The 18717-nt window shown below is 31.6% G+C and carries 16 protein-coding genes; 8 read left to right on the forward strand and 8 right to left on the reverse strand.

The genetic code is table 11. The features are described from left to right. Positions 1–20: 20 nt before the first annotated feature. The 4 genes from C7448_RS11855 to C7448_RS11870 all read right to left on the reverse strand — a co-directional run bounded on the left by C7448_RS11855 (position 21) and on the right by C7448_RS11870 (position 4620). The gene (locus C7448_RS11855; RefSeq protein WP_245939478.1) at positions 21–551 is read right to left on the reverse strand and encodes a DUF1572 family protein; all 531 of its coding nucleotides are present in this window, start codon (positions 549–551) and stop codon (positions 21–23) included. A 33-nt stretch (positions 552–584) separates the two neighbouring features. After that, positions 585–1856: an adenylosuccinate synthase gene (locus C7448_RS11860; protein WP_115901601.1), complete on the reverse strand. Its 1272-nt coding sequence runs from the start codon at positions 1854–1856 to the stop codon at positions 585–587. Between the two features lie 23 nt (positions 1857–1879). Next, positions 1880–2329 carry a Fur family transcriptional regulator gene (locus C7448_RS11865; RefSeq protein ID WP_115901602.1) on the reverse strand — a complete coding sequence of 150 codons (450 nt, stop codon included), beginning with the start codon at positions 2327–2329 and terminating at the stop codon, positions 1880–1882. Positions 2330–2403: 74 nt separating this feature from the next. Continuing rightward, positions 2404–4620 carry a RelA/SpoT family protein gene (locus C7448_RS11870; protein ID WP_115901603.1) on the reverse strand — a complete coding sequence of 739 codons (2217 nt, stop codon included), beginning with the start codon at positions 4618–4620 and terminating at the stop codon, positions 2404–2406. 330 nt (positions 4621–4950) lie between these two features. Between C7448_RS11870 and C7448_RS11875 the strand changes: the two genes are divergently transcribed. The 3 genes from C7448_RS11875 to C7448_RS11885 all read left to right on the forward strand — a co-directional run bounded on the left by C7448_RS11875 (position 4951) and on the right by C7448_RS11885 (position 7402). Then, a complete protein-coding gene (locus tag C7448_RS11875; RefSeq protein WP_115901604.1) occupies positions 4951–5511 on the forward strand; it encodes an RNA polymerase sigma factor in 561 nt (186 codons plus the stop codon). Then, the gene (locus tag C7448_RS11880; protein ID WP_115901605.1) at positions 5498–6277 is read left to right on the forward strand and encodes a hypothetical protein; all 780 of its coding nucleotides are present in this window, start codon (positions 5498–5500) and stop codon (positions 6275–6277) included. The genes C7448_RS11875 and C7448_RS11880 overlap by 14 nt, the downstream gene beginning before the upstream one ends. A gap of 63 nt (positions 6278–6340) precedes the next feature. After that, positions 6341–7402 carry a hypothetical protein gene (locus tag C7448_RS11885; protein ID WP_115901606.1) on the forward strand — a complete coding sequence of 354 codons (1062 nt, stop codon included), beginning with the start codon at positions 6341–6343 and terminating at the stop codon, positions 7400–7402. A 108-nt stretch (positions 7403–7510) separates the two neighbouring features. Here the strand turns inward: C7448_RS11885 and C7448_RS11890 are convergent, their stop codons facing one another. After that, entirely contained in the window at positions 7511–8407 is an 897-nt protein-coding gene (locus C7448_RS11890; protein WP_115901607.1) for a sterol desaturase family protein, read from the reverse strand. Between the two features lie 123 nt (positions 8408–8530). Between C7448_RS11890 and rpsF the strand changes: the two genes are divergently transcribed. The 4 genes from rpsF (at position 8531) to C7448_RS11910 (ending at position 12893) form a co-directional block, all read left to right on the forward strand. Continuing rightward, the gene (gene rpsF, locus C7448_RS11895) at positions 8531–8872 is read left to right on the forward strand and encodes a 30S ribosomal protein S6 (protein WP_099214475.1); all 342 of its coding nucleotides are present in this window, start codon (positions 8531–8533) and stop codon (positions 8870–8872) included. 3 nt (positions 8873–8875) lie between these two features. Further along, positions 8876–9172 (forward strand): 30S ribosomal protein S18, encoded by a 297-nt coding sequence (gene rpsR / locus C7448_RS11900; protein ID WP_028892048.1) that lies wholly within the window; start codon positions 8876–8878, stop codon positions 9170–9172. 15 nt (positions 9173–9187) lie between these two features. Next, positions 9188–9634 carry a 50S ribosomal protein L9 gene (rplI, locus tag C7448_RS11905; RefSeq protein ID WP_115901608.1) on the forward strand — a complete coding sequence of 149 codons (447 nt, stop codon included), beginning with the start codon at positions 9188–9190 and terminating at the stop codon, positions 9632–9634. Positions 9635–9740: 106 nt separating this feature from the next. Continuing rightward, a complete protein-coding gene (locus tag C7448_RS11910) occupies positions 9741–12893 on the forward strand; it encodes a TonB-dependent receptor (protein WP_115901609.1) in 3153 nt (1050 codons plus the stop codon). A gap of 242 nt (positions 12894–13135) precedes the next feature. Here C7448_RS11910 and lysA read toward each other — a convergent pair whose 3' ends face one another. The 3 genes from lysA to C7448_RS11925 form a co-directional block, all read right to left on the reverse strand. Next, positions 13136–14341: a diaminopimelate decarboxylase gene (lysA, locus tag C7448_RS11915; protein WP_115901610.1), complete on the reverse strand. Its 1206-nt coding sequence runs from the start codon at positions 14339–14341 to the stop codon at positions 13136–13138. 280 nt (positions 14342–14621) lie between these two features. After that, positions 14622–15860: a peptidase T gene (gene pepT, locus C7448_RS11920; protein ID WP_115901611.1), complete on the reverse strand. Its 1239-nt coding sequence runs from the start codon at positions 15858–15860 to the stop codon at positions 14622–14624. A gap of 70 nt (positions 15861–15930) precedes the next feature. Continuing rightward, positions 15931–17004 carry a DUF3810 domain-containing protein gene (locus C7448_RS11925; protein WP_115901612.1) on the reverse strand — a complete coding sequence of 358 codons (1074 nt, stop codon included), beginning with the start codon at positions 17002–17004 and terminating at the stop codon, positions 15931–15933. Between the two features lie 127 nt (positions 17005–17131). Here C7448_RS11925 and dnaB point away from each other — a divergent pair, with 127 nt between their 5' ends. After that, on the forward strand, positions 17132–18646 hold the full coding sequence (gene dnaB / locus C7448_RS11930; protein ID WP_115901613.1) for a replicative DNA helicase: 1515 nt from the start codon (positions 17132–17134) through the stop codon (positions 18644–18646). Positions 18647–18717: the final 71 nt, after the last annotated feature.

Here is an 18717-nt window from a genome sequence, read left to right on the forward strand (position 1 = left end):
ATTTCTAAAAGACGTTTTTTTTATTTGTTTTTGTCAAATTGAGTCTGTATAAACTCTTTAGACTTTCCTTTGGCAATCGAAGCCGCTTGCCATTTGTCATTTAAAATCATTTTACCAATATAGGCTATTTGACCAATGTGATAAGGGTAATGAGCTATTTGCCTTGTAATGCTTTCAATTAACTTAACTTGTTTATTTCTTATAAGTATAGGTTGATTGAAGTTTTCTTCATTTAATGAATCTAACGCTGAAAAAAGAGAATCCCATCCTATTTCCCATTGAGCTATCAATTCTTTTTTTGATAAATCATGAGTTTCAAACTCAGCATCTCTATCTCTCCATTCTTTTTCTCCATCAGAAGTAAAAAAATCTGTCCAACGCGACAACATATTTTCTGAAACATGCACAACAATAGCAGCTATACTATTGCTTTCTTCATTGTATTTCCAGTGTACGTCTTTTTCTCCTAGTTGGGCAATCGTTTTATCAGCTACTTCTTTATATGATTTAAATTGAGTAGTGATATTTTCTAAATATTCTTTTATCATCATAAAAAAGGAGCTCAATTGAGCTCCTTTAAATTCTTATCTATTAATTGTTTGTTTTCTATCAGGTCCTACTGAAACTATTTTTACAGGTACACCCGTTTCTTTTTCAATAAACGAGATGTAATCTAATAAGTTTTGAGGTAATTCATCAGAAGAATTCATTTTTGTTAAATCATCTTCCCAACCTTTGAATTCAGTATAGTTTACACTTACGTTTTCTGGTTCAATATTATAAGGTAAATGAGAAATTTCTTCACCTTTGTAATTGTAAGAAGTACAAACTTTTAAAGTGTCAAAACCAGATAAAACATCACCTTTCATCATCATTAATTGTGTAACACCGTTTACATCAACAGCATATTTTAACGCAACTAAATCTAACCATCCACAACGACGAGCACGTCCAGTTGTAGCTCCAAATTCATGACCAACTTCTGCCATAGTAGCTCCGTCTTCGTCAAATAATTCGGTAGGGAAAGGCCCAGAACCTACACGAGTAGTATATGCTTTAAAAATACCGAAAACCTCACCAATTCTGTTAGGGGCAACTCCTAAACCAGTACATGCACCGGCAGCAGTGGTATTTGAAGAAGTTACGAAAGGGTATGTTCCAAAATCGATATCTAATAACGATCCTTGAGCTCCTTCAGCTAAAATAGTTTTCCCTTCTTTAATAGCGCTGTTTAAAAATTCTTCAGAATCAATAAACTGTAATGTTTTTAATTTTTCAATTCCTCTAGAAAATTCAGCTTCTAACTCGTCTAAATCATAATCGATTTGAACATCAAAGTATGCTAACATACTTAAGTGCTTTTCAGTTAAAGCTCTATATTTTTCTTTCCAGTTGTCTAATTCTAAATCACCCACACGCATTCCATTTCTACCAGTTTTGTCCATGTATGTTGGTCCAATTCCTTTTAATGTAGATCCGATTTTAGCTTTTCCTTTTGAAGTTTCAGAAGCTGCGTCTAATAATCGGTGCGTTGGTAAAATTAAGTGCGCTTTTCGAGAAATTAATAATTTAGAAGTATAATCAATATTATGCGTATCTAAATTCTCTAATTCTTTTTGAAAGATAACAGGGTCAATAACCACTCCGTTACCTACTACATTTAAAGCTGTTTTATGAAAAATTCCAGATGGAATAGTATGTAATACATGCTTATTTCCGTCAAAAATTAGCGTGTGACCAGCATTTGGACCTCCTTGAAAACGTGCAATTATATCGTAGTTTTTTGTTAAAACGTCTACAATCTTACCTTTTCCCTCGTCTCCCCATTGTAGTCCGAGTAATAAATCTACTGCCATTTAGTGTGTTGTTAAGTGTGTTTTTATTTGTTGTTTCTTTTTGTTCCGTAGAAATAAAGTGAGTGGTTATGAATATCTATATCAAAAACATCTTCAATTGTTTTTTTGATAATTTGAATTCGAGGATCGCAAAATTCTTTTACTTCGCCACTATCTGTAAGTATTACATGATCGTGGTTTTTATCGAAGTAACTTTTTTCGTAGCGCGCCATTGATTGCCCTTCAAATTGATGTTTACGAACCAAACCACAGTCTAACAATAAATCTATCGTATTGTAAAGTGTAGCTCTACTAACACGATAGTTTTTATTTTTCATCTTAATGTATAAAGATTCGATGTCAAAATGTTCTTCAGCATCGTAAATCTCTTGTAAAATAGCGTAACGTTCTGGTGTTTTACGATGTTTATTCTCTTCTAAAAAAGAAGTGAATACTTTTTTTACAATTTCTTGATTTTCGGCTGAATTACTCATTTATTTTTAAATTTTACGAAAGGACAAATTTACGTTTATTTCTTGATAAAATACAAGGATGTTAAAAACGAAATTTACAAAGTATTAACACGCTCAACTTTTTGAAGGCCTTCTACTTGTTTCATGTTATTAATTAATTTATCAAGTTGGGTTTTATTTTTTACACTTAACGATAGCTTTCCTTCAAACACACCATTATCTCCAGAAATATTTATACTATGAATAAACACATCCATACTATTAGAAATTATTTTGGTAATGTTGTTAACAATTCCTTTATTATCAATACCAGAAAGGTGTAAAATAACTGTAAACTCTTGCTTAGTAGAATCAATCCACTTCGCAGGCATAATTCTGTAAGCATAGTTTGACTGTAGCGAAATAGCATTAGGACAATCGTTTTTATGTACCTTAATTCCTTCGTTAATAGTTACAAAACCAAAAACTTTATCGCCAGGAATAGGGGAACAGCATTTAGCTAAAGTATAATCTAATGTTTGTTCTTCTTTACCAAAAACTAAGGCATCATATTTATTAGTAACCTCTTCTTTTTCGGATATTTCTTTTGAAGGAGAACGTTTAAATGTACTTTTAATAAAGCCCATAATACGGTTACTTCTCTGGGCAACAAAATCTTTAAGCTGGGTGTTGTCTATAGCTCCATTACCTATTCGATAAAATAAATCAAAGCTAGTTTTTAATCCGAAATAGCTGGCTAATTCATGAATTACTTTTTCATTAGAATTAATCTTTAAGTGACGTAGTTTTCGTTGTAAAATAGCTTTTCCTTCTTCTGCTATTTTCTTTTCTTCTGCTTTTAAAGCTGATTTTATTTTAGCACGTGCCCTGGCTGTAATAACAAAATCTAGCCAACGTACATTAGGCTTGTTGTTAGATGCAGTAAGTACTTCTACCTGATCTCCACTTTTTAACTCGTAACTCAACGGAACCAGTTTTCCGTTTACTTTTGCTCCACGACACTTTAATCCAACGTCGGTATGTACAGAAAAGGCAAAATCTAATGCTGAAGCTCCTTTAGGAAGTGATTTTAGGTCTCCTTTTGGAGTAAATACATAAATTTCTTTAGCATAAAGGTTCAATTTAAAGTCTTCAACAAAATCTACTGCATCTAAACTATGGTTTTCTAAACTTTCTTTTAAACGATTTAACCACCCTTCTAAACCATTTTCTTTTACAGAGCCTTGCTTGTATTTAAAGTGGGCAGCATAACCTTTTTCAGCAATTTCATCCATTCTTTCAGAACGAATTTGAACTTCAACCCATTTAGCTTGAGGTCCAATTACTGTTATGTGTAATGCTTCATATCCTGTTGATTTTGGTTGTGAAATCCAATCTCTTAATCTGGCAGGATTTGGTTTGAAAAAATCAGTAACTATAGAGTATATTTTCCATGCATCGAACTTTTCATCGTCAGAAGTAGGTTTGTAAATAATACGAATCGCAAACTTATCGTACACTTCATCAAAAGTTACGTTTTGCTTACGCATTTTTCTACGGATAGAAAAAATAGATTTAAAACGTCCTTTTATTTCATAATTAAAGCCTTCTTTATTTAAGGCTTCATTTAAAACACTAGTAAAGCTATCAATATATTTTTGTTGATCTTCTTTACTATCTTTAATTTTAATTAAAATATCCTTATAAACATCGGGTTCGGTATATTTTAACCCTAGGTCTTCCAACTCAGTTTTTATGTTATAAAGTCCTAAACGATGAGCTAATGGCGCGTAGATATACAAGGTTTCAGATGCTATTTTTACCTGCTTGTGAGGTGGCATAGAGTCCATAGTTTGCATATTGTGTAACCTATCAGCTATTTTAATCAGTATTACTCGGACATCATCATTCAGGGTCAGTAACATTTTTCTAAAATTCTCTGCTTGTATAGAGAAATCTTGATCCTTTTTTAAATTAGAAATTTTAGTGAGTCCGCTAACAATACGAGCAATTTTTTCACCAAACAAGCGTTCCATATCATCAATTGTATAGTGGGTGTCTTCCACAACATCATGAAGTAGGGCAGAAGCAATAGAAGTGGCTCCCAAACCTATTTCATCAGCAACGATTTTTGCCACAGAAATAGGATGGTAAATATAAGGTTCACCTGATTTCCTACGTTGTTCAGAATGTGCTTCTACAGCAATATCAAAAGCTTTACGTATCAATTTTTTATCATTTTCTGATAACGTTTGATATGTACCTTTTAATAAGTTTTTATACCTATTTGCTATTTCTTTGTTTTCTTCCTCTATCGTTGCATTATAATTCATATAATAAAAACTCTTTTACTCATTAGGTTTATAATAAAAGTAGTACAAAGAATTATATTGGGCAAGTTTTGTAAGAAAATGTTTTTAAATGAATTTTTAATGTATATCTAGGTTTTTTCCTGTAAATATATTTGTTGATATAGCATAACTTTGCCACATAATTCAGAGGAGACAACAAAAAGAGCTAGTCCCCCTGAAATATCATTTAATTATGGTATTTGAACCTCCGGTCTTATAACAAGTTCGGAGGTTTTTTTATTCTTCAGGCAACCTTTTTTCAAGTTCGGTAGTCTTTATATTTGTAAGGCTATAAAAAACGTAACTATTGATTTGAAAATTATTTTATTACATAACAAAGAAGCTTCGCTTATAAAACAAGCAAAAAAACAAAGTAGAGAAGCTCAGCAACAAATATTTGAGCAACATTCTCCAAAAATGTTAGGAGTTTGCAGGCAGTATGTAAAAGATTTACATCATGCAGAAGATTTAATGTTACAGGGCTTTTTTAAAGTTTTTACGAATATTGAGAAGTTTAAAGAAATGGGGAGTTTTGAAGGTTGGATTCGTAGAATCATGGTAAATACCTGTATAAGTTATTTACGAAAAAAGAACCCTGTTCAAGTATCGGATGAAGATTTTGTTTTTAATGAAGCTGCAACAGTAAACCTTGAAAATACCTCGGTAGAAGATATTCAAAGATTAATAGATGAGTTACCTGAGGGGTATAAATTAGTGTTTAATTTATATGCTATTGAAGGATATAAACATTCAGAGATCGCAGAAAAATTACAGATTTCTGAAAGTACCTCAAAGTCACAATTATTTAAAGCTCGTAAATGTTTACAAGCTAGTTACGAGAAAATTAATAAAGTAAGAAATGTCAAGCAATAATATTGATAAGCATATAGCTGAAAAGCTTAAAAACAGAGAACTAAAACCATCTAATTCAGCATGGGAAAGGTTAGAGACTCGTTTAGATAGTCGAGAAGTAACAAAAAAAAGGAGCTGGTTTTTATATGTAGGGTATGCAGCAGGTTTTACTTTGTTAATAAGCTTTGTAGCCTTCTATTTTACAGATTCAGAGTCAAAAACACCAATTGAAGATGTTATAGTTGATACTCCAATTGATGCACTGAAAATTAATAATAAAGGCATAGAAAAGTTCCTTAGAAATACAGATGAAGCTGTAGTGCAGACAGAAGAAAATCAACAAGAAAAACAATTAAAGAAGAAGAAAAAGATTACTGTAATTAAAAGTTCTACCTTAAAAGAAGAAGATAAAGTCTTTAAAAACATCCAAAAAGAAGAACTACCAAAAGAAGAAGTAGTAGTAGGAAAATTGGATAAGCCAATAGAAACAAAAAAGAAAGAATCTAATTCAAGAGTAAAAGTAAATAGTGACGATTTGCTATTTGCAGTAACACATAGTTCTGAAGAGGTTAAAGAATACTATGCAAAGCATAAAGTAAAGAGAGAAGATGTGTTAAAAACTATTGAAGACGAACTAAAAAAGTCTAACTTAAAAATAGATCCTAATACTATTTTAGCAGAAGTTGAAAGAACGATTGATGATGAAGAGTTTAAGGGAAACTTTATGCAAAAACTAAAATCAAGAATATCCGATATTGCTGTAGCAATTGTAGAGAGAAATAAATAAAAGCGCTTATTTAATTATCGATAATTAACCATTCCAAATTATTATCAATTTAAAATTATCAAAATGAAAAGAATACTATTGTTAGTGTTGTTTGTAACAACTATTGCCCAATCTCAAGAAAAAGTATTTGAAAAAGAAGTCAAGAAAATTTCAATGAGTATTGATAGTATTACTAAGCAGCAAAAAGACTCTTTAAAGGTTAAAATAAAAGAGATTAATGCAAAATTAGAAAAGAATACAATATCGTTTGATGAAGCAACAGCTTTAAAAAAAGAAGCAGCGGTTTATCACGCAGCTAAAATAGAGAAAAAAGTTAGTTTTCAAGAACAAAAACTACAACAACTTGTCCAAGACAAAATTGATGGTAAAATATTTAGTAGTGAAGAAAATTCAAACGAAAGTACTTTTAGTATAGCAGGAGCTAAGTTTAAATTAGATTTTTCTAAAGATGACATAGAAAAAGAAAAGAAAAGAAGAAAAAAAAGGACCACAACACAGTTTGTTTTTGCTTTAGGCGTAAATAATACATTAACAAATAATAAGTTAAGTTCTTTAAACGATTCAGACTATAAGTTTTGGCAATCGCACTTTTATGAGTTAGGTTTTACATGGAAAACACGTTTATCGAAAGAACCATCAAGAACATATTTTAAATATGGTTTATCTTTTCTGTGGAATAATTTAAGAGCTGAAAATAATCAATATCATGTTGTAAATGGAGAAGAAACGAGTTTGAATGTTCATCTAGAGCAACTTTCTGAAAGTAGGTTACGTCATGTACAAATGTCATTTCCTATGCATTTAGAATTTGATTTTTCAAAAAACAAAAAGTATTCTGATGGAGAAGTTGTCGATAGAACAAATAAAGGATTACGTGTGGGAGTAGGAGGTTTCTTTGGTTTTAAATTAGGAACTCGCCAATATTTAGAATACAAAAATGCGCAAGGAGTTACGGTTGAAGAAGTTCAGAAGAATAATTTTAATATGAATAAATATAACTACGGATTAAGTGCTTATGTTGCTTACCAAGGAATTGGGTTATATGCTAAATATGATTTAAATCTATTATTTAAAGATACTGATACAAGAAATATTTCATTAGGAGTTCGATTTGATATTAATTAGTAAAATTAAGGCAAACCCAAGAGGTATCTATAGGACAATTAAATTAAATTTTGAGGTAAACCTCGGGGAATTATATCCCTTTGGAGGTGACAATAAAAAAGGAGAAGTTTAAACTTCTCCTTTTTTATTTTCTTCCCATTCTTTACGTAAATGCATTGAAAGCTTTCCAGTACCGTCGTGTTTCCAACCAGGAGGTTTAAAAAAATACAGTAGTCTTTTTCTTAGTGTAGTTTTACTGGTAAAAACATCGTTAAACATATTGTACCATTCAATAAAAGCCACTTTAATAGGGTTGTAAGTATTGATGTTTTTAACTAAACCATATACCGGTTTTTCAACTTCAGGTTCAAAAGTTCCAAAAAGTTTATCCCAAATAATAAAGATTCCTGCATGATTTCTGTCTAAATATTGAGGGTTGGTAGCATGATGTACTCTATGGTGACTTGGTGTGTTAAAAACAGCTTCAAACCATTTAGGTAGTTTATCAATGAGCTCGGTATGAATCCAGTATTGATATAATAAACTAATACTCATTTGAGTAACTATCATTAATGGATGAAATCCTATAATTGCTAGTGGCGCCCAAAATATAAATGTATAAAAACTACCTGACCAAGTTTGGCGTAATGCCGTACTTAAATTATATTTTGTTGAAGAATGATGCACCACATGACTCGCCCAAAATAGTCTACTCTCATGTGCAACCCTATGATTCCAGTAGTACGCAAAATCTTCAGCAAATAATAAAATCAACCAAGCCCACCAAGTAAAAGAGATAGTGAACAATCGGTATTGATATAAAAAGAAAAACACTCCAAAAATTAATCCTTTTGTAAGTAATCCTATAAAAACATTACCTAATCCCATAGTAATAGAAGTAGCTGCATCTTTAAATTCATAATCTTCTAGTTTTACTTTAACCGTTAATATAACTTCTATAATAACAGTCAAAATAAAAAAGGGAATAGCGTAATGAACCAAATTAGGGATTTCAGGGATTTGCATAAAAAAGAGTGTTTAGTTACAAACGTACACAAAATCATTAAATTATTTAAGTAGTAGAGTTTGTTTATGGATTAAAAAGCAGTATATTTGCAGGCTTAAAAATAAATTTTAAATAATTTAATTATGAATCATTACGAAACTGTTTTCATTTTGAATCCCGTTTTATCTGAAACTCAGATAAAGGAAGCAGTAAAGAAGTTTGAGGACTATTTACTTTCTAAAGGTGCAGAAATGATTTCTAAAGAAGATTGGGGCTTAAAAAAATTAGCGTATCCAATCGAGAAGAAAAAAAGTGGATTTTACCACTTATTTGAGTACAAAGTAGCAGGTGATGCAATTGCTCCGTTTGAATTAGAGTTTAGACGTGACGATAGCGTTATGCGTTATTTAACTGTAAAGTTAGATAAGCATGCTGCAGCTTGGGCTGAAAAGAGAAGAAACCGTGTTAAATCTGCAAAAAAGTAAGAAATGGCATCTATAGAACAACAAGCAAAAGGAAACAAGCAAGGAGAAGTACGTTACTTAACTCCGCTTGATATCGAAACTAAAAAGGAAGCTAAATACTGTCGTTTCAAGAAAAACGGTATTAAATACATCGATTACAAAGATGCAGACTTCTTAATGTATTTAGTAAACGAACAAGGTAAAATTTTACCAAGACGTTTAACAGGAACATCATTAAAATATCAACGTAAAGTGGCTCAAGCTATTAAGAGAGCTCGTCACTTAGCTTTAATGCCTTACGTTGGAGATATGTTAAAATAATAAAGAAGTAGAAACATGGAATTGATATTAAAACAAGACGTAGAAAACTTAGGTTTTAAAGACGATGTTGTAACTGTTAAGAATGGTTATGGACGTAACTACCTAATACCTCATGGATATGCAATTTTAGCTACTTCTTCAGCTAAAAAAGTATTAGCAGAAAACTTAAAGCAACGTGCTTATAAAGAAGCTAAATTAATAGAAGACGCTAACAAAATAGCTGAAACTGTTAAAGGTTATGAAATCAAAATAGCTTCTAAAGTAGGTTCTGGAGATAAATTATTTGGTTCAGTAAACAACATTGATGTTGCTGCAGCATTAGCTAAAGCAGGTACTGAAGTAGACAAGAAATTTATCAAAGTTACTGGAGGTAACGTAAAAAGATTAGGAAAATACAACGCTGCTGTACGTTTACACAGAGCTGTTGTAGCTGACATCGTATTTGAAGTAGTTGCTGAATAGTAGCTAAATTGTTAAATACATGTTAATAAAGAATAAATCCGCTCGGTCGAGCGGATTTTTTTTATGCTTAAATTTGAGATGTAACATAAACAAAATCAGAACTATTATGAAGAAAATACTAATTTTTTCTTTTGTTTTTTTGAGTTTATCCATCTATTCCCAGGTAACCACATCAAAAATAAAAGGAGTTGTAACAGACAATCAAGGTGAACCTTTGTTTGGTGCTAACATTGTCGTTTTGCATGAGCCAACAGGTACTATATCAGGAGCTGTAGCTCAAGATAATGGTAGATATACCATACCTAATTTAAGAGTAGGAGGGCCATATAAAGTAACGTTTAGTTACATAGGGTTTGAATCGCAAGAAGTAACCAACATTTATTTAACTTTAGGTAAAACAACCAATATTGACGGTATTTTATCTGAGGATGGAGAGCAATTAGAAGAAGTTGTTATTTCTTCTTCAAGAAGTAAAGTTTTTAATAATGATAGAACAGGAGCACAAACTAGTGTTAGTTCAATTCAGCTAAAGACATTACCTACTATTTCACGTTCAGCTGCAGATTTTACTCGTTTAGAGCCAACTGCTAGTGGAAATTCTTTTGGAGGGAGAAACGACCAGTTTAACAATTTTTCGTTAGATGGATCTATTTTTAATAACCCTTTTGGTCTAGACTCTCCAACACCTGGGGGACAAACAGGTTCTCAACCAATTTCGTTAGATGCAATTGAACAAATTTCAGTTTCTACAGCGCCGTATGATGTAACTTTATCAGGGTTTACAGGTGCTTCTGTAAATGCTGTAACCAAAAGTGGTACTAACGAATTTACAGGTACAGTTTATGGGTTTTACAGAAATCAAGATATGACTGGAGGAAAAATTAAAGGGCAAAAAGTCGTAAAACCTAAGTTAAGTCAAAGTCAATATGGAATTAGTTTAGGAGGGCCTTTAATTAAAGATAAGTTATTTTTCTTTGCTAATTTTGAAAAAGATGATAGAGAAGATTTAGGTACAGCAGGTTGGGTACCGAATACTGGTAGTGGAGCTATTAATGAATCTAGAGTATTAGAATCTGATATGATAGCTGTCCGTGATGCGTTAGCAGCTTTAGGATATAATACAGGAGCTTATAAAGGGTTTACCTATGGTTCGGAATCAACTAAAGGAATTTTTAAGTTAGATTGGAACATTAACGATAAAAATAGATTAGCATTAATTTATAACTTTTTAAGAGCTTCAAAAGAAACTCCAGCTCATCCAACAGCTTTAGGTAATAGAGGTCCAAGTTTTTCTACATTACAATTTGCAAATTCTGGGTACGAAATTAATAACAATCTAAACTCTTTTCAGCTAGAGCTAAACTCTAACTTATCAGAAACAACAACCAACAAGTTACAAATAGGGTATACGCATTTTGATGATTTTAGAAATCCGTTATCTGCACCTGCACCAGTAATTACAATACAAGACGGGAATCAAAGTAATTACATAATTGCTGGTCATGAGCCTTTTTCTATTAATAATAAATTAGATCAACGAGTTTTTCAATTGACTAATAATATGAATTTTTTCAAAGGAGACCATACGTATACTGTTGGTTTTTCATTTGAACAATTTGAATTTGAAAATTCATTTAACTTAACAAATTATGAGTCTTTTAACTTCGGAATTTTCCCATATTACGGTTTGTTTAGCCCTTATCCAGATGTAGCCACTTTTTTATCAGCAGCACAATCAGGTGGAGTAGTAGAACAATATCTGACAGCCACTCAAAATGCTTATAACTCTTTTAATGCTAATGGAGATGGTAATGACGGCGGTTGGAAATTATCTGAATTAAATGTAGGTCAATTAGCTTTTTATGTACAAGATGAATGGGAAGTGAACGATAAGTTTAAGTTAACTTATGGTGTTCGTTTTGATAAGCCTTTGTATTTCAACACTTCTAGTTTGATTCAGAAATTTATAGATACTGATAATGGCGCAACAAGAGATAATTCAGTATTGTACTACAACCCTAATACAGGTGAAGAACAACAATTACTTTCAACCAAAATGCCTACAAATCAATGGTTAATTTCACCGAGAGTAGGTTTTAATTGGGATGTAAAAGGAGATAATACGATGCAGCTTCGTGGAGGTTCAGGTGTATTCACAGGACGTTTACCTTTTGTGTGGATTGGAAATCAGGTAAGTGGAGCAGATGATGGTTTTTTCCAATTGGTTGATCCAGATTTTAAATTTCCACAAGTATGGAGAACAAATTTAGGTTTAGATTGGAAGTTTGAAAATGGAATTATAGCGACTACTGACATTTCTTATACAAAGGATATCAATGGTGCACATGTACAAAACTGGGGACTAAGAGAGCCAAGTGCGACTTTAAATACGCCATTTGATACTAGAGAAATATATGACGGAAGTGATAAAGGAAATAATGCTTACGTATTTACAAACTCTGATAAAGGTCGTGTTTGGAATGCTTCTTTAAAGCTTCAAAAAACTTTTGATAACGGGTTGTATACAAGTGTAGCCTATAATTACTTAAATGCACAGGATGTAAACTCAATTGAAGCAGAAATCACGGGAGATGCTTTTGCATTTAATCCTGTTGTAGGAAATGCAAATAACGACATCTTATCATATTCTAAATATGGTGATACGCATAGAGTTATTGGTATACTTTCTAAAAAGTTTACTTATGGAGGAAATAAGTTTGCAACAACTATCTCAACTTTCTTTGAGTATGCACAAGGCGGAAGGTTTAATTATACTTATGGAGGAGATATTAATAACGATGGTTCAGCTGTAAATGACTTACTATATGTTCCAACGAGTTCAGAAGTAAATCAAATGCAATTTAGTGACCCTGCCCAAGCAGCAGCTTTTGAAAGTTATATACAACAAGATGATTATTTAAAAGGAATTAGAGGGCAATATGTAGAGCGTTACGGAGCTTTAGCACCATGGAGAGGTAAATGGGATTTAAAAATATTACAAGACTTTAATTTTAATGTGTCTGATGAAAAACAAAATACAATACAGTTAAGCCTTGATGTTTTAAATGTAGGAAATTTAATTAATTCTGATTGGGGAGTGGTTCAGCAACCTAATAATTTACAGCCTTTAGGTGTTAGTTTAGACGCAGGTAACACTCCTACATATTCATTTAACACTAATCAAGAGCAAACATTTGGTTTTGATTCTAGTTTATTGTCTCGTTGGCAAATGCAAATAGGATTACGTTATATTTTTTAAACATAAAATTAAATAATTTATAAAACCGTTCTTATTTTTGAACGGTTTTTTGCTTATTACTAATAAATCTAGTAATAAAGGGTGCTTTTCCTGTGAAAAATTTAAAATAAATAAGTGATATTTGTAGATGTAAATAAAGATAGGGGACTTTAATTACAACGTTTTAAAATATAGTCTTTGAGGGGTTGATTATATTTTAAAAAAACTCTGGCCTTATTAGGTCAGAGTTTTTAAGTGTAGAATTATAGTGTAATACTTTCTTGATTCTTAAGAAGATCTTCCATAGTTTCTCTCTTCCTAATTAAATAATCTTTTCCTTTATAAATCATAACTTCAGCGGGTTTATACCTTGAATTATAGTTAGAGGCCATAGAGAAACAATAAGCACCTGAATTATGGAAACATAAAATATCATCTTCAGATATTTCACTTATTCTTCTATTAGATCCAAAAGTATCATTTTCACAAATATATCCAACTATACTGTAAAAACGTTCCCTTCCTTTTGGGTTAGACAGGTTTTCGATGTAATGATAAGAATTGTAAAACATTGGACGTATTAAGTGATTTAAACCGCTATCAATACCAGCAAAAACAGTTGAAGTTGTTTGTTTAATAACATTTACTTTTGCTAAAAAATATCCAGCTTCACTTACCAAAAATTTTCCAGGCTCAAACATTAAAGTAACTTCTCTTCCGTAATTTTTACAGAACTCATTAAACCTCGTAGATAGTTTTTTACCTAATTCATTTATATCGGTTGAAATATCGTCTTTTTTATAAGGAACTTTAAAACCACTACCAAAATCAATAAAATCAATATCTTTAAACTGTCGAGCAGTATCAAATAAAATTTCTGTAGCTCTTATAAAAGTATCGATATCCAAAATATCAGAACCTGTATGCATATGCATTCCGTTAATATGCATTCCTGTATTTTCAACAACTCTTTTTATATGAGGTACTTGGTGAATTGAAATTCCAAATTTAGAATCTATATGCCCAACAGATATTTTACTATTTCCACCCGCCATTACGTGAGGGTTTATACGAATACAAACTGGAATTTTAGGATGCTTTTGCCCGAATAATTCTAAAATAGATAGATTGTCAATATTAATTTGTACCCCTAATTTAGCAACTTCCTCTATTTCCTGTAGAGAAACTCCGTTAGGAGTGTATATAATTTCATGAGGTTCAAAACCTGCAAGTAATCCAAGTTTAACTTCTTGAATAGAAACTGTATCTAATCCGCTGTTTAGCTTATTAAAAACCTTTAAGATATTAATGTTTGATAAAGCTTTAACTGCATAATTAATTTTTACATTTTTTATTTTAGAGAAAGCGGTTGTTATTTTTTTATACTGAGAAATGATTTTTTCTGTATCGTAAACATACAAAGGTGACTGATACTTGTCAGTTAGCTTTAAAAGGTCTTGTCTATTCATTTACTTTAATATTTATCGGCAAAAGTATAGAGGAGAACTATGACAAAAAATAAAATGAAAGAAATTCACAAATTTGTGTTTTTTTGTAAAATTAGGGGTTTTACGTCTAGGCAAAAGGGAGTTTTCCTATAATATTATCTTTTAAAAAGACTCATATTTGCGACGAAATAAATTTAAGGGGATTTATTTCAAACAGAATGATATTTTTTTAAGGGGTAAAAATATCATAAAAAAACTCTAGCGAAAGCTAGAGTTTTTGATTTTATAAAGTGATGTGAAATTAATTAAACTTTACAGCTACTTTTTGAGTAATTCCTACAATTACCTCACTAGCTTTTACGATACTTTCAGCAGGAACATACTCGTAACGTCCATGGAAATTGTGTCCGCCAGCAAAAATGTTAGGACATGGTAACCCCTTATACGATAATTGAGAACCATCTGTACCACCACGAATAGGTTTAATTAATGGAGTCATTCCCATGTCTTTCATTACTTCTTCAGCAATATCAACAATATGCATTAAAGGAGTTACTTTTTCTTTCATGTTAAAATATTGATCTTTAATATCAACACTAATTAACTTTTGCCCACGTTTAGCGTTTAAAACTTCTGCTAAATCTAACATTGCTTTTTTACGGTTGTTAAACTGGTCCATATCATGATCTCTAATAATATAGCTCAACGTAGTTTGTTCAACTTTACCTTCCATATGATGTAAGTGGAAGAAACCTTCGTAACCAGTAGTTTTTTCAGGTACTTCATCTTCAGGTAAAGCATTTATAAACTCACTAGCAATAAGCATTGAGTTAATCATTTTTCCTTTTGCATATCCAGGATGTACAATTTTACCATTAATAGTAACTGTTGCACCAGCAGCATTAAAATTTTCGTATTCTAATTCACCTATTTGACTTCCATCCATTGTGTAAGCCCACTCAGCTCCAAATTTTTCAACATCAAACATATGTGCACCTTTACCAACTTCTTCATCAGGAGTAAAGCAAATACGGATTTTTCCATGCTTAATTTCTGGGTGTTGGATTAAGTACTCCATTGCAGAAACAATTTCAGTAACACCAGCTTTATCATCAGCACCTAATAAGGTAGTACCGTCAGTAGTGATTATAGTTTGTCCTTTATATTGTAGTAAATCATCAAAATAATCAGGAGATAAAACGATGTTTTCTTCTTTGTTTAATAAGATATCTTTTCCGTCGTAATTCTCATGAATTTGAGGCTTTACATTAGCTCCTGTAAAATCTGGACTTGTATCAATATGAGCAACAAAACCAATAGTTGGTACTTCGTAATTTAAATTACTAGGTAAAGTTGCCATTAAATAACAATTCTCGTCTAACTCAACATCTTCCATTCCTATTTCCTTTAGTTCTTTTTCAAGGACCTTAGCTAAATTCCATTGTTTTTCGGTACTAGGAAATGCAGGGTTGTTAGGATCACTTTCAGTATCAATAGTTACATATTTTACAAATCGGTCGATTATATGTTGTTTGTCCATCGTAGTATTTTTAAAGCATCAAAAATAGCCAATTCAAATGTATTTTGTCAATTGAAATACAATGAAATTTTCAGGAATCTTTCTTTTTATAATATGCTATTAATAAATCAACAACATAACTGTATGATTGAATTCCTTTTGATTGATTATTGGCTTTAAGGTAAGAGTTGTACCCTTTTTTTAAATACGGCTCAATAGGGTTTTTAAACTGCTTCCAATGTAAATAAGTCGCTTTATAGTCCTTATATACACCTTTATTTACTGTTTTGGCAATTTCTTTACCTAATGTTTTATCTCTCTTGTAAACTTGACCAATACAATAATTATAAGCCATACGATATCCAGAATACTTAAAATACAAGTCTTTATTAGCTATTGAAGCTAAAAAACTTACAAAATTAGCATCGTTTTCAGCAGCCCAACCAATTTGATGCGCCATTTCATGACAAGTAGTTGCGGGATAACCAGTTTTAGGAATCATATTATTTACTTGAGCTTCTCCCGTTATTGGATTTAAATACCCAGATGTTCCATTGTATGACTGAAATAAACTTACCAACGAACTTTTAATTGAGGAAGTTTGATAAGCTAATTGAGGATAAGTTTTTGATAGCTCTTGAAAACCGTTAGGAGCTAAACTGTAAATTTCTCTTTGAGAATAAGGAACAATTATAGCTACTGAATCATTTTTTGTTATTTGTAAATGAACTTTGTTTAATTCTGTTACAATCTTCTTAGTAGTTGAAATTAATTCTTCAGTTGTATAGGTAGATTGTTTTAGTTTAAGATTTTTAGCTAAAGGCTCTCTAAAATAATTTAATCCCCAAAAAGCATAAAAACAAAAATAAATAATAGATAGAATTGCGATAAATTTTACTAACTTAGGGAGGAAGTTTTGAAACCTTTTTTTAATTAAAAAATAGATAGATTTTAATAAAAGGTATAGTAAATAAAAACCAATTACATCCCCAATGGAAAAAGGAATCCAACCTAGAAAGGATCTGAAAAACTGTGAAATATATGGGTAAATTCCATTGCTATAATAAAACTCAATCCATTGTGATTTTTGACTTAAAAAAAGTACTAAAATCACCTGAATAGGTAAAAATAAAGCGACAAAAAAATATTTTTTTAGGTTATGCATGCCCTCAAAAATAAGAAAGTTGTAACGTTATCAACAAGTTAATAACAGTTTATTTACAAAAAATGTGCATAAAGAAAATTGAGCATAGTCTCTACAAATATCATCTTAAAAATTTACTTTTGCTGTTATGGAAAAAACCCAATCTCTTAGAGGAACAAAAATAGATAAAGCTAGAATTATAAGCTTAGAAAAAGGGAAATTACCACCGCAGGCTTTAGAATTAGAAGAGGCTGTTTTAGGTGCTATGATGATTGACAAAAAAGGGATTGATGAAGTAATTGATATTTTACACCCTGATGCTTTTTATGATAAGAGACATCAAGAAATTTATGCGGCAATTTATGCGCTCTTTCAAAACTCAGAACCAATTGATTTACTTTCAGTATCAAATCAGTTAAAGAAAAATGGAAAATTAGATTTAGCAGGAGGAGATTTTTACTTAATCGGTTTAACTCAAAAAGTAGCCTCATCTGCACATATTGAATTTCACTCTAGAATTATTCTTGAAAAATTCATTCAGCGTAAGCTAATTACTATCTCTTCAGAAATTATTGAAAATGCGTATGATGAAACAGTTGATGTTTTTGATTTATTAGATGACGCCGAAGGAAAACTATTTGAAGTAACACAAGGAAACCTAAAAAAAGGAGCAGAAAGAGCTGATTCGTTAGTACAACAATCGATTAATAAAATCCAAGAGATTTCTACCAAGGAAGGAATGAGTGGTTTGGCCACTGGATTTACAAAACTAGATGCTTTAACATCAGGTTGGCAGCCTTCCGATTTAATTATCATTGCAGCTCGTCCTGGTATGGGTAAAACGGCCTTCGTAATATCGATGGCAAAGAACATGGCAATTGATTTTAATCATGCCGTAGCTGTATTTTCATTAGAGATGTCATCTGTACAGTTAATTACCCGTATGATTTCTTCTGAGACAGGATTGACATCAGAAAAATTACGTAAAGGAAATTTAGAGCCACACGAATGGGAGCAGTTAAACGTGAAAGTGAAAAAACTTTCTGATGCACCTATTTTTATTGATGATACACCTGCATTATCTATTTTCGATTTACGTGCAAAAGCTCGTCGTTTAGTGTCACAACACGGAGTTAAAATATTAATTATTGATTACTTACAGTTAATGACAGCTGGGGGAGCAGGAGGTAACCGTGAACAAGAAATTTCGACGATTTCACGTAACTTAAAAGCACTAGGTAAAGAATTAAATGTACCTGTAATTGCACTTTCTCAGTTATCGCGTGCGGTTGAAACCCGTGGAGGAAGTAAACGTCCGTTACTATCCGATCTTCGTGAATCTGGAGCGATTGAGCAGGATGCCGATATTGTATCGTTTATTTACCGTCCTGAATACTACGGAATGACTGAATGGGACGATGACGATCATTCACCATGTGAAGGACAAGGGGAGTTTATCGTTGCAAAACACCGTAACGGTGGATTGGATAATATCCGTTTGAAGTTTACAGGACACTTAGCAAAATTCTCAGATTTAGAAGAAGGTTTTAGTAGTGAATTCCAATCGAGTATGAACTCAGGGTTTAATGAAGAAGTATCTTCTAGTAATTTTGCTTCACCAGAAGATGCTTTTGGACCTAGCGACGATGATGTTCCGTTTTAACCTTTAAATAAAACTTAAAATACAACTAAATACACAATTGCTAAAAAGTAATTGTGTATTTTAGTTTTTGA

Origin of the sequence: Tenacibaculum gallaicum, assembly GCF_003387615.1 — a bacterium.
In the GTDB taxonomy this organism is placed as follows: domain Bacteria; phylum Bacteroidota; class Bacteroidia; order Flavobacteriales; family Flavobacteriaceae; genus Polaribacter; species Polaribacter gallaicus.